The sequence below is a fragment of the Brevibacillus sp. M2.1A genome (assembly GCF_013284355.2).
Classification (GTDB): Bacteria; Bacillota; Bacilli; order Brevibacillales; family Brevibacillaceae; genus Brevibacillus.
On sequence record NZ_JABSUY020000001.1, the window covers coordinates 1,925,419 to 1,938,679 of the forward strand.

Here is a 13,261-nt window from a genome sequence, read left to right on the forward strand (position 1 = left end):
TTTTGTTGTGCAAATGGATTAGATACGTGCCATCCCCATCGCTTTTTCAACTTTGTACAGCATCTCATTCGCGACCTTATTCGCTTTTTCTGCCCCGGCAGTCAGGATATCATCCAGCTCTGAGGAGTGGAACAGCTGCTCAAAGCGTTCTTGAATCGGACGGAGTGTTTCTACGACAACTTCTGCCAGCTCGGTTTTGAATGCGCCATAGCCTTTGCCCTCGTACATCGCTTCAATCTCGTCCAGCGTTTTTCCGGAGCAGAGGGAGTAGATGGTCATGAGGTTAGAGACAGCAGGCTTTTCTGCTTTGTCATAACGTACAACGCTGTCGGAATCCGTCTGTGCGCGCTTGATTTTTTTCGTGATGGTGTCTGCATCATCCAGCATGGAAATGAAGGCGCCTTGGTTTGGATCGGATTTGCTCATTTTCTTGGTGCCTTCAGCAAGGGACATGATGCGTGCGCCAGTCTCTGGCAGGCGAACTTCCGGAATGGTGAAAATGTCACCATAACGGTTGTTAAAACGAGCAGCTAAATCACGTGTCAGCTCCAGATGCTGCTTCTGATCCTCGCCCACTGGGACAAAATCAGTGCCGTACAGCAAAATATCAGCAGCCATCAATGGAGGATAAGCTAGCAGACCGCCTGGAATAGATTCGCCGCGTCCATCGGATTTGTCCTTGAATTGGGTCATGCGCTCCAATTCACCCAAGTAAGAGGTACACAGCATGATCCAGCCGAGCTTGGCATGGGCCGGTACTTCCGATTGGACGAATAGCGTCATTTTGTTCGGATCGAGGCCAACGGACAAATAGAGAGCCGCGAGACGACGAATGTTTTCGCGCAGAACAGCAGGCTCCTGTGGAACGGTGATCGCATGCTGGTCGACGATGCAGTAAAAGCAGTTGAACTGATCTTGAAGCGGAACGAAGTGCTTCATTGCGCCCAAGTAGTTGCCGAGTGTCAAAATGCCGCTCGGCTGAATGCCGGAAAAGATGGTTTTCATGGGAAAGTTGCTCCTTTCAATCGTGAAATATGAATTCAAAAAGTCGACTTTTCAGCACCGAGAAAATGGCGAGAAGCTGAAGAAGGAGGAGCGGAATGTAGGGGACCTACATGAGCACCGGACTTCGAAGGTGAACGCCATTTTCGATGCCGCATAAGCTTTCAGAACTACTTCGTGATCAAAAGTCGATTTTTTGAATGTCCGCTTAAATACAAAAAGGTCCATCCGCCCTGGACAGGGACGAATGAACCGTGGTGCCACCCTTGTTATTTCGCGCAAGGAATCATCCATACGCAAAATCTCTTTAATCCGTACCGTTTCTGTGTAAGACAGCTTGATACGGTGTCCATTGTAACGTACGGACGTAACGCCAAGGCCTACTGCCGCCATAAGGGCGGGTTCGGTTTGGAGCTCGGAAGCCCATTCATCATTTCCTTAACACTGATTCGCACCAACCATCAGCTCTCTGAAGTCTCGCAAAATGACTACTCTTCTTCCTCATTGCCATCAAATGATACCCTTTGAGCAAACATTTTACATAGAGCGGAAGGAAAAAGCAAGTGGGTCTTGACAAGAAAATCCAAAAGTTGTAAAAATAACTCAAGAGTTATATAACTGACGAGTTACTTTTGGTGGGTGAGAAAATGACCAATGACAAATTGTCAAAAGGAGAGCTGAGTCGCAGTCGGTTGCTTGCGGCCGCAGCTTCTGAGTTCGCGGCAAAAGGCTTTCATCGTACACGAGTGAGCGACATTGTGAAAGCAGCAGGTCTGACTCAGGCGTCTTTTTACCAGTATTTCGACAGCAAGGAAGGCTTGTATCAGCAGTTGACGGACACATTCGTCACCAAGCTGTGGGAATTGGCGAATAGCGGTCAAAAGGTAACGGCTTTGACGAAGGCAGATGTCTTCCATCAGGTACGGGAAAACTTGCTCGCCTTGTTCCGATTTTTTCAGGATCAGCCCGACTTGACCCGGATTGTGCTGTATCAGGCAGAAGAGGGCGAAGAGCTGCATCGTAAGCTGGCTTCGATTGTTGCTGTCAACTTGCGACAAAATCAGACTGCTGGGCATGTTCGTGTCGAGTTGTCTGTGGAGATAGCGGCTGAAGCAATGATCGCAGTTATAGACCGGATGACGGCGCGGTATTTGCTGACAGGGGAGAAAACAGCGGAGCAGCTTGCAGATGACGCGGTATCTTTTTTGGCATATGGAATTTTGCAGGCAAACGAATAGGGAGTGGGTGCTTGTATGCTGGAGCTGTCCCATCTGATTTGGCTATTTTTAGTCGTTTTCATGTTTCATGATTTCGAGGAGATCGTGATGGTAGAAGGTTGGGTGCGAGCCAAGAAAGACATGATTAGACGGACTGTGCCAGAACGGCTTATGAAGATGCTGGAGCCGTCTCTTTCAATGAATACGGCGCAATTTGCTGTCGCAGTCTCCTTTATTTTCGCGGTTTTATCGGCAGCGGTCATCCTGACTGTCACGACGCTTTCGGCTGGAACGTACCTTCCGTTTTTCCTTGTTTGTCTGCACGTGATGTTTCTCCATGTGTTCATGCATGTTGGTCATACCGTTGTCCTTCGCACGTACACACCTGGTGTGGTGACGGCTGTGGCATTCGTTTTGCCGTATAGTTTATATACGTATGATCGATTGCTTGAGGCGGGGCTTGTGACGTGGCCGTTGCTATGGAGCACATTGCCGTTCAGCTTGCTGATCATACCTGTTTTGTACGTGGCACACCGGCTTGGGGAGGCAGCAGGTAAAATGATCCCCCGATGAGAAAAAGAAAGGGAGTATGTTATCCTAGTAGGAGAAGATTGGTGTGAAAGAGGGAATTTTGTTGAAGCTGCGACTAGGCGTAATAGGCGCGGATGATTCACTTGCCATCATCGAATCAGTCATGCGAGAGTTTCCCGAAATTGAATACTTGCCGATTGTCTATTGGAAAGAAGAAGAAATCCTCGATCTGATCATGCCGCATGTGGATGAGGTGGATATGTGGCTTTTCTCCGGACAAGTCCCTTATGCCATGGTGAGCGAGTCAGGCAAGGTTCAAGTCCCGATGGCGTATGTGCCTCATCTCGGTGCGAGCTTGTACAGAACCTTGCTTCATCTGTCCCATCAATTGGGAATCCGGGTGGAGGAAGTGAGCTTTGATACATTTTCACCAGAAGAACTGGAGCATTTTATGGATGAAGCGGGCATCGCTGGCGGCTACAAATGGCTCAAGCATTACGAGGGAGCGATCTCAGCCGATGAACTGGCGGATTACCACGAACAGCTTTGGAGGGCAGGCAAGACAAAGGTGGCTGTCACCTGCTTGCGGACAGCAGATGTAGAGCTGGCACGCAGAGGTGTCCCAGTACATCGGGTCGTGCCGACACGTGCAGGCGTGATTTCGGTCATTCACATGCTTTTGCGGACACACGAAATGCTTCACTTCAAAGATACCCAAATCGCTGTGCAGATGATGGAGATCGATCCATTTCGCGAGCTTGCCGGTGGCAACTTTTCCACAGATGAATGGCAAAATGCCGAGATCAAGACGATGGAAAAGCTGTTGCGCTACGCAAAGCATTTGCAAGGCTCACTAAAGACAGCAGGTCCCGGACGCTACGTCATTTTTACAACGCGGGGCAACCTGCAAGAAGTGACCCGTGACTATGCGACCATGCCGGATTTGGAAGAGCTGTTTGGCATTCGCGCTGATCTGGTGACGTGCGGAATCGGGATCGGCAAGACCGCTTATGAAGCAGAGATCCACGGTGGCGCGGCTTTGCTGCACGCCAAAGAGCGCGGGGCAGGCAACTGGATGGTCTTCTTTGATGACAAAAGCATCGCAGGGCCGCTTGGTCGTGATGAACAGATCACCTATCGGTACGACTCAGAAAAGCTGCAAGAGCTCAGTCAGCTTACCTCTCTAAGTGTCATGACGCTCGCCAAGCTTTACTCCATACTCAAAAAGCGAGGCTCTCAGGAAATTCATGCGACAGAATTAGCCTCATATCTGCAAATTCTGCCACGAAGCGCCAGACGAATCCTGATTGAACTGGAGTCAAAGGGACTAGCGCAGGTAATCAGAGAAGAAAACCCGCACCCGCGGGGCAGACCGCGAAAGGTGTATCGAATCGTATGGCAATCGCAATTGTAATAAATTTACCAATTAATCATTTCTTTCGGGAAATGATTTTTTTGTCGTTAAAAAATTGTTCTCAAATTCACATTTATGACAAATAATAAGAGATGTAAACAACTATGAAATTACATAAAAAACAATAATTACCAAGGAGGAGTTAACAAGTATGAAGAAATCGGTTTTTGCAGTAACACTCAGCTTCGCATTAGGTACCACTACATTCCTGCCGTTGGCTACGCAGGCCGCATCCGAAAGCATCGTCTATAGCGCTGAGTGGGATACCCCCGAATTTATCGGAGAAGAGTTCGAAGCAGAAGAGCTGGATGGCGAAGAAAAAGTTTGGGGATTCCTGGAACAGTACCAAGATTCCTTCCGCATTGATGGAGATGTGAAAGATCACTTTAAAGTGCTAGATGAAGTGACAGACAAAGAGACAGACATGACTCACTATCGCGTACAAGAAATGTACGAGGGCATCCCGGTCTATGGTTATCAGCAGACGATTCACGTAAACGAGGATGGAAATGTAACGGCATTCCTCGGGAACTACGCGCCTGACTTGTCAGACAATGATAAGCTGACGAAAAAACCAAAACTCAAGGCAGATAAAGCGGTTAAAGAGGCTATCAAGGATTTGGAGGATGAGATTGACAAAGAAGTGAAGAAGTTCGAAGTGAAGCCAGAAGGGAACCTCTACATCTACATCCACGAAGATGAATCGTATTTGGCTTACGAAGTGGAGCTGAATTTCCTCGATCCACAGCCAGGCCGTTGGAAGTATTTCATCGATGCAAACACTGGTGACGTGATTAACAAATACAATATGCTCCATGAGATTACAGGGACGGGTACAGGGGTACTAGGTGATTCCAAATCGTTCGAAGTAACGAAAGTAAGCAATACCAACTATACAACGAAAGATACGACTCGCGGCAAGGGAATTGAGACGTACACTGCACGGAACAGATACACTCTCCCAGGCACTCTTGGCTCTGATACCGATAACAAGTGGACAGATGGAGCACTTGTTGACGCGCATGCCTATGCACAGGCAACCTACGATTACTATAAAAACGCACATAACCGCAACAGCTATGACAACAACGGTGCGAAATTGATCTCCACTGTCCATTACGGTAGCAACTATAACAACGCATTCTGGAACGGCGTACAAATGGTATACGGTGATGGAGATGGAAGCGTATTCCGTCCACTGTCTGCTGGCTTGGATGTCGTCGCACATGAATTAACACATGCTGTTACAGAAAAAACAGCCGATCTGATCTATCAAAATGAGTCCGGTGCGTTAAATGAATCCATCTCTGATATCTTCGGGGCAATGATTGACAACGACGATTGGCTCATGGGTGAAGATGTATACACGCCAGGAACTCCAGGAGATGCTCTGCGCTCTCTCGAAGATCCAACCATTGCTGGTGATCCTGACCACTACAGCGATCGATATACAGGTCCAAATGACAACGGAGGCGTACACACGAACAGCGGTATCAACAACAAAGCGGCATACCTCCTCGCAGAGGGTGGCTCACACCACGGTGTAACGGTTACAGGCATTGGTCGCAATGACACAGCAAAAATCTACTACTACGCTCTAACAAACTACCTCAATCCAAACTCTAATTTCTCCGCTATGCGACAAGCAGCTATTCAATCGGCAACAGTTCTTTTCGGTGCTAATTCCCAACAAGTAGAATCTGTAAGAGATGCGTATGATGCAGTTGGCGTGCAATAATCACTAAAGTATTTTGCGACACGAAATATTTGTCATACTATTAAAAATTGTCTTGCTCCTATTGTGGGGCAAGACAATTTTTTGTATGTTGGTGGTAATTTACCTTGTGTGTATATGGAGTAGAAAGGAGTATCTCATGGATCATTTAAAAAACATAGTGAGACACCATTATGATATAGACGCTGTTGATGTGACCCCTCAACAAGGTGGATGGTCGGCGCTTGCTTATAAAGTCATTAGCCACCAGCACTCCTATTTCTTGAAGGTCTATGAAAAAAGCAGAGCATCTACGCCCAAGTGGACAGCGCTGATCGATAAGTATGTTCCCATTATCCAATGGCTATCACGTCAGACCAGACTGCAAGGCAAAATTCCAGTTCCGCTGCTGACTAGAAACGCAGCATTTAAACATGAAGACGACATGGGCATCTATCAACTGTTTTTATATATTGAGGGGAAAACCATTGGGAGCCAAGTGTTAAACTCGATGCAAGTTCGCCAGTTGGCAGAAATCATAGCAGAGTTGCATTTGTACACAGAAGAAATCCCGGTCAGTACGGCTGCCATCAAGGAAGACTTCCGCATCCCATTTGCCGAGCAGTTTAGAGAAATGCTGAACGAAGATATCTATCGTCTGCCTGATGATGTGGATGAAATCGTCAGACCTTTTGTAAACGTACTGGCTGACCGCATGAATAAGTTGGAGATGATTGCAGAGGAATTGCGAGGCAGTGAGGTAAAAATGAAGCTTTGCCATACGGATATTCACAACTGGAACCTGATGCAATCTGATCACCAGCTCATTCTCATAGACTGGGAAGGATTGAAGCTGGCTCCAGTAGAAGCCGATCTGATGTTTTTGGTAGATGAGCCTTTTTTTGAGGAGTTTATGACTACCTATCGGAAGACACATCCAAATTATGTGATCAATCGACAAGCGTTGGAATTCTATCAAATCCGGCGTAGGCTGGAAGATATAGGTGAACTGCTAGAGCAGCTTCTGTTTGATGAGCAGGAAGAACAAGATCGAGTGGAGACGATCGGACATTTGAAAGGGGAATTGAGGAAGATTGATAGCAGGGAGGCTTAACATGATAGACGTTACTTACTTGGAAAGGTTATTCCTAAATAGAAGGGAAGATCTACATCTCAGATTGGGTGATATTGGTGATTTGCTCGAGTATGGAAACCCTAATCGAAATGACGTTATCACATTTACAAAGTATGTCCTGGAACTTGCGATTGCAGAGGAAAACTTTGAAGTAAAGGAAAGTTTGTTTTATCTACTCATGAATGCAGTAACCTTTCAAGGAGTCGCAAGAAATGTAGAATGGGAGCCATTAGCAGATGTTCTGCCAACACTGGAAGACGCTATCCTTATTTATGCATTAACCATCCTGGGTTTTTCAAAAAACCGAAAATTTATAAAAGTAATTGAGCCGTACTTATATTCTCCGAACGATTCTATTAGGGAAACTGCGGCGGAAGCATTGGAGGAAATCAATTATTACGTAGAAGGATCTCCGTAAGGAAATCGAACAGCTATTGAGACAGTCTAGGACTTTATTTCAGGGGGCCATGGCTGCCTCCTTTTCAAAATAGACAGACTATTATACAATTAAGGACATAACCGTTAATCAACCGTTATTGGCTTTACATAGAAGGGGGAGTGGCGCGTCATGATCAATTCGGATCGATTGTGGGATCGATTGGGACAGCTTGGCAACGTCGGGAAGCAAGAGGCGGGCGGCATCACGCGGTTGTCTTTTACGCCTGAGGAAAGGGCGGCAAAAGATCTCGTCACAGGCTTTATGAAAGAAGCAGGTCTCACCGTTCGCGAAGATGAGGTTGGGAACTTGATTGGGCGAAAAGAAGGGAAAAATCCGGCCGCTCCTGTCGTTTTAGTTGGCTCGCATATCGACTCCGTACCAAATGGCGGCGATTATGACGGCCCACTTGGCGTGCTGGCTGGCGTAGAAGTTTTACAGACGATGCAAGAACAGGGAATCGAAACAGAGCATCCGATCGAAGTCATCGCGTTCACAGATGAAGAAGGAACCCGTTTTGGTTACGGGATGATCGGCAGTCGCGGTATCGCGGGTCTGATCAAGCGTGACGAGCTGGAACAAGCAGACAAGAATGGGGTCACGATTGCCGAAGCAATGCGACAAACAGGGCTTGATCCAGACCGCACCAGTCTCGCCGCGAGAACGCCTGGAAGTGTAAAAGCGTATGTGGAACTACATATCGAGCAAGGTAAAGTACTGGAAAGCCGCGGCCTATCTGTCGGGATCGTGACAGGAGTGGCGGGCCCGCTCTGGTTGAATTTCGTGCTGGAGGGAGAAGCCGGTCATGCCGGGGCAACGCCGATGAATTTGCGCCGTGATCCGATGGCAGCAGCCGCTCAAGTGATGCTGGTCATCGAGGAAGAAGCCGGACGGACAGGAACCAGTGTAGGGACGGTTGGACGCCTGCAAGCATTCCCAGGCGGGGTGAATGTCATTCCTGGACGAGTCGAGTTTTCGCTTGATTTGCGCGACGTGGACGAAGCGATCCGCGATGAAGTGGAACAGCGTATTTACGAACGGGCAAAAGTGATCTGTGCTGAGCGCAATGTTACGTTGAGAGTGGAACTGCTGCAACGCATAGCTCCTGCTGTATGCTCGGACGATATCCAGCATGCTGTAGCCGAAGCATGTAAAGCAGAAGGCTTGGAAGCATTTAGACTCCCGAGTGGAGCAGGGCATGATTGCATGCAGCTAGTTGAGCTGTGCCCGGTTGGCATGATTTTCGCCAGGTCCAAGGATGGCATTAGCCACAACCCGGCAGAGTTCACGACAAAAGAGGATTGTGCGAACGGAGCACAAGTACTGTACCGCACCGTTTTATCCTTAGCAAAATAGGCATATGAGATAGTAAGTGGGGGAGCCACGAAAATCAGGAGGAGAGCGGCATGACAGCAATAGCAGTGGTAACACTTAATAAGGCGGTCGAAGAAATCAAGGATCAGGTAATTGCGTGGAGACGCTATTTGCACGAGTACCCTGAATTATCCTTCCATGAAGAAAAAACAGCACAGTTTGTATACGAGACATTGCTTTCTTTTGGCAATCTGGAAGTGTCCAGACCGACGAAAAACAGTGTGATGGCCAGATTGATCGGTTCCCAGCCTGGAAAAGTGCTTGCCATGCGCGCTGACATGGATGCATTGCCGATTACGGAAGAGAATACGTTTGAATTCGTCTCGAAAAATCCTGGTGTCATGCATGCGTGCGGACACGACGGACATACTTCCATGCTGCTCGGAACGGCAAAGCTGCTGTCCGGGATGAAGGATCAGATCAAGGGAGAGGTTCGTTTCTTCTTTCAGCACGCGGAGGAAGTATACCCGGGCGGAGCGGAGGAAATGGTACAGGCAGGCGTCATGGACGGCGTAGACATGGTGATTGGTACGCATCTGTGGTCGACGATGGAGTTTGGGACAGTGGGTATCTGCCCAGGTCCAATGATGGCAGCTCCCGATACGTTCTGGATCACGGTACTTGGAAAAGGCGGACATGCGGCGCTCCCGCATGAAACGATCGACAGCATCGCGATTGCGGCACAAGTGGTGACCAACCTCCAACACATCGTATCCCGCAATGCCGATCCGCTCGATAATCTGGTTCTCTCTGTCACACAATTTGTGGGGGGAACGACACACAACGTCATTCCGGGTGCGGTAGAGATTTGCGGGACAGTCCGCAGCTTTGACAAAAATCTGCGCGAGTCTGTTCCGGAACTCATGGAACGCGTGATCAAAGGCATTACAGAAGCGCATGGCGCTGGTTATAAGTTCAAGTACGAATTTGGCTATCGTCCGGTTATCAACGATGCCGAAGTGACGAAATTGATGGAAGAGGTCGTGGAAGAATCACTGGGAGCAGAATGGGTAGAGCATATGCGCCCAACCATGGGGGGCGAGGATTTCTCGGCCTTCCAGCAAAAAGCGCCAGGCTGCTTCTTCTACGTCGCCGCCGGAAACAAAGAAAAAGGCATCACATATCCGCACCACCATCCACGTTTTACAATCGACGAGGATGCGCTCGAAGTCGGCGTAAAAATGTTCGTCAACGCGGCAAGAAAAATCGTGATGGAATAGAAACAGGGTAGCGATCATTCTCCAGTCATAATCCAAAAGTAAGGCAGCTTGTCAATGTGGCAAGCTGCTTTTTTACGTTTACCTTCCAATAGAGCCCACAATCCGGGACTCAGGTAGTGGTACGCAAAGCGTGTGTTTTGTTGTGTTTGTGGTTGATGTGTTGTGTATTTAATTTGTAATTCATTGTTTTTTCTTTTGATTTTAATAAACCCTCAACACTGCAGCTATAAAATGAATGCAAACAGACCTGGATTCTTTCTAAGTGATAGGGATCGGGGCAGAAAAAGGGAGGCTTGATAATTACGTAAGCAAGTGATGAAGCAAATCAAGCCGATGAAAAGAAAATGAATTGAGATCAGAGGAGGAGAGGTATCATGAAAAAAATCCTGAACCAAAAAGGACTTGCTGCCCTTTTAACAGTTACAACTCTCGTTACCGGTGGAGTCATCGCACCAGCTCCATTTCTGAATTCGTCTGTTTATGCGACGGCAGAGGCGGCGAAAGAACTCCCATCTGAAAAGCAACTCTATCGTTTCCTGTTCGAGAATAGCATAGAGGATAGCTCAGAATCTCACTATCCAGTGCAAGTGTTCGGAACACCAACGTTCGTGGAAGGACGTGTAGGATTGGGGAAATCCATTCACTTCCAGTCAACCTCAAAAGACAATGCAACCTGGATAGATCTGGGTGAAAATGACGAAATGAAGTTTGGGGAAACACAAGATTTCACCATTGCCTTCTGGGTAAAATCTCCTGGCGTTGACGCTGATCCTGGCATTATCTCCAATAAAAACTGGTCAAGCGGTGGTAACGTGGGGTGGTTCATCGGACTGCAAGGTTCTACGTTAAAGTGGAATTGGCGCACATCCGACAGCTCCCGTCTCGATGCAACGATTCCAAACATTGCGGATAATGCATGGCACTATGTCGTCGTTTCTCATGATCGGGGTGAACTGGCAACGATCTACGTCGACGGTAAAGTAGCAAAAACAATCGACATCAGCCAATCCAAGGGAACAATCGACACTAGCTTCACTACCAAGATTGGAGTAGATGGCGCTGGAAACCATTTTGGAAACCGCTATGACGTACAGTTGGACCAATTGCAGATTCTGAGTCGTACCGTTACAGATGAAGAAGTAGCTGATAGTTACGCAAGTGCTCCGAAAATTCCAGTGAAGAGCATTTCATTGGATCAGAAGGAGCTCGAATTGAAAGCTGGAGCAACGATGCCTGTTACAGTTGTAATTTCCCCGAAAGAAGCATCCGTTCAGGATGTCAGATGGAGTTCCAACAACAAAGAAGTCGCGAAGGTCGAAATGGTCAATGGACGCCCAACTGTTGTAGCAGGTAAACCGGGCAAAGCAAAACTCACAGTGAAAACTGTCGATGGAGGCAAAACGGCGAAAGCGGAAGTAATCGTTACGAATTCGATTGACGTATCGGGAGACGGCCTCCTAACCGAGGAAGATTTGAACGTCATTATGAACAACCAAAAGAGCCGCTTCGGTGACCGGCGCTGGGAAAAAGCGCAACACGCGGATATTAACAATGACAAGAAAGTGGACAAAGCCGATGTGGAGATGATGAAAGAAAAGCTGGCTCCATATGAGAACGAGTTCCTTTACAGACGTGTCGTGGTAATCGGCATCGATGGTGCAGGGAATGCAGTCAAAGATCCGGAAGCAAAAGCGACGAATATCTTGAAACTGATCGAAGAAGGTGCTGGAACATTTGAAGCCAAAGCAGAGCTGCCCACGATCAGTGCGCAAAACTGGGGATCTATCCTGCATGGCGTCACTCCTGACAAGCATCAATTGACAAACGATAGCGTAGCGGCTACTCCTTATCCGGAGAAAAACGAGTATCCTTCCTATATGAAGCTGTTGAAACAAGAGCGTCCTAAGCTCCAGCAAGCTTCCTTCGCTACATGGAGCCCGATCAATATCGGTATCATTGAAGATTCAGCAGGTTCTTACAAGCAAAACAGCGGGTCGGATGAAGCGACTGCGAAAAAAGTAGTCGATTATATCAAAAAAGAGGGTGAAAATACTCGTAACATTTTCGTTCATCTGGATGAAGTCGACGGGGCTGGTCACAATCAAGGCTATTTCACACCGGCATTTTATAAAAAGCTCCAAAAAGCAGATGAGTATGTAGGTAATATCCTCGAGGCACTGGAAGAGGAAGGACTGATGGAGGATAGCCTGATTATCATTACGACTGACCACGGTGGGAAAGGGACAGGGCATGGGGGTTCTTCACCGGGAGAACAGACGATTTTCTGGGCGGCAAAAGGTGGCTCCATCACGCCTGGTACAGAGCTCTCAGAGGTAGTAAACACAGACACTGCCGCCGTAGTAGCCCATGCGCTTCGGTTGGAATTGCCTGAAAATTGGGATGCTAAAATTCCAGAAGGGTTGTTTCAAGACAACAAGTAAAAAGACCCTGGCTGTTTTTAACCGACTCGAAAATTTTAAAAACTAAAAAGTTATTCCTTATTCCACCATGGTGTAATAGGGGATAACTTTTTTCTTTCCAGCTAGTGACAACGAAACTAGTACAGACGAATCAGCTTTTGCCAAAAGGAAGTTTTTCTACTTGCGTCCTTGATCTTTGCCAACTCGATTTTGGCATCCATAATGTCATTCATTGCCTTGGTCAAGCGGCGATCTCGTTCCTTCAGGTTGTTGGTAATATAGGTTTCCTGCTTTTCGACACGGGCTAACAGCGCCAAGTAGGCAGCGTCTTGTTGCTGGACATGGGAAGCCAAGGCATGCAGCTTTTCATCCAGTTCTTCAATAACGGCAGTATGGTTCAAAGCTGGATGTGAGGAAACAGGGGCAGCGAATGCAACCGCAACGGCTGTTTCCTTTCGGGCAGGTTCAGGTGAGCTTTGCGTAGCAACCATTCGGGCAGCTTCATCTTGCGGAATGAGTTGATCCTTTGTTAAGGTATAAAACCGCTGAAGACACGTAATATCAACCTGCCTGTACTCCCGACGATTCTGACTATCTCGCAAAAACCAGTAGCCGTGCTGTTCCAAGAGCACGCTCCACTTGCGCAGGGTGCTGGCCCCAATACCTAACAGTCCCGCAACTTCTCTGCCACTGTATGTTCTCTCCCGTGCCAATAACTCGATAACCTCTCCCATGGAAATCCCTCCTCTGACGTAAGTCCGCTCATCTCTTGCTATACCGTTTCTGTACGTGAAAATG

The 13,261-nt window shown here is 47.7% G+C and carries 11 protein-coding genes and 1 other annotated feature; of the genes, 9 read left to right on the forward strand and 2 right to left on the reverse strand.

Annotation, left to right across the window (positions count from 1 at the left end; genetic code table 11):
* Positions 1-18: 18 nt before the first annotated feature.
* A complete protein-coding gene (gene trpS / locus HP567_RS09540; RefSeq protein WP_088906291.1) occupies positions 19-1,005 on the reverse strand; it encodes a tryptophan--tRNA ligase in 987 nt (328 codons plus the stop codon).
* Between the two features lie 233 nt (positions 1,006-1,238).
* Positions 1,239-1,516 (reverse strand) — a binding site (T-box leader).
* 133 nt (positions 1,517-1,649) lie between these two features.
* On the opposite strand from trpS, the gene HP567_RS09545 reads away from it, so the two are divergent.
* The 9 genes from HP567_RS09545 to HP567_RS09585 all read left to right on the forward strand — a co-directional run bounded on the left by HP567_RS09545 (position 1,650) and on the right by HP567_RS09585 (position 12,484).
* Positions 1,650-2,240, forward strand: coding sequence for a TetR/AcrR family transcriptional regulator (locus HP567_RS09545; protein WP_173608922.1), 591 nt, complete (start codon positions 1,650-1,652; stop codon positions 2,238-2,240).
* Positions 2,241-2,255: 15 nt separating this feature from the next.
* Complete coding sequence (locus HP567_RS09550; RefSeq protein ID WP_173608921.1) at positions 2,256-2,792, forward strand: HXXEE domain-containing protein; 537 nt, start codon at positions 2,256-2,258, stop codon at positions 2,790-2,792.
* A 43-nt stretch (positions 2,793-2,835) separates the two neighbouring features.
* On the forward strand, positions 2,836-4,164 hold the full coding sequence (locus HP567_RS09555; protein WP_229087974.1) for an ArsR family transcriptional regulator: 1,329 nt from the start codon (positions 2,836-2,838) through the stop codon (positions 4,162-4,164).
* Positions 4,165-4,315: 151 nt separating this feature from the next.
* On the forward strand, positions 4,316-5,902 hold the full coding sequence (locus HP567_RS09560) for a M4 family metallopeptidase (RefSeq protein ID WP_173608920.1): 1,587 nt from the start codon (positions 4,316-4,318) through the stop codon (positions 5,900-5,902).
* 136 nt (positions 5,903-6,038) lie between these two features.
* Positions 6,039-6,992, forward strand: a complete 954-nt coding sequence (locus HP567_RS09565; RefSeq protein WP_173608919.1) for an aminoglycoside phosphotransferase family protein — start codon at positions 6,039-6,041, stop codon at positions 6,990-6,992.
* 1 nt (position 6,993) lies between these two features.
* Positions 6,994-7,431: a hypothetical protein gene (locus HP567_RS09570; RefSeq protein WP_173608918.1), complete on the forward strand. Its 438-nt coding sequence runs from the start codon at positions 6,994-6,996 to the stop codon at positions 7,429-7,431.
* 150 nt (positions 7,432-7,581) lie between these two features.
* Positions 7,582-8,805 carry a Zn-dependent hydrolase gene (locus HP567_RS09575; protein ID WP_173608917.1) on the forward strand — a complete coding sequence of 408 codons (1,224 nt, stop codon included), beginning with the start codon at positions 7,582-7,584 and terminating at the stop codon, positions 8,803-8,805.
* Positions 8,806-8,855: 50 nt separating this feature from the next.
* Positions 8,856-10,043 carry a M20 family metallopeptidase gene (locus HP567_RS09580; RefSeq protein WP_173608916.1) on the forward strand — a complete coding sequence of 396 codons (1,188 nt, stop codon included), beginning with the start codon at positions 8,856-8,858 and terminating at the stop codon, positions 10,041-10,043.
* A 374-nt stretch (positions 10,044-10,417) separates the two neighbouring features.
* Entirely contained in the window at positions 10,418-12,484 is a 2,067-nt protein-coding gene (locus HP567_RS09585; RefSeq protein WP_173608915.1) for an alkaline phosphatase family protein, read from the forward strand.
* Between the two features lie 116 nt (positions 12,485-12,600).
* Here the strand turns inward: HP567_RS09585 and HP567_RS09590 are convergent, their stop codons facing one another.
* Positions 12,601-13,197: a hypothetical protein gene (locus tag HP567_RS09590; RefSeq protein WP_173608914.1), complete on the reverse strand. Its 597-nt coding sequence runs from the start codon at positions 13,195-13,197 to the stop codon at positions 12,601-12,603.
* Positions 13,198-13,261: the final 64 nt, after the last annotated feature.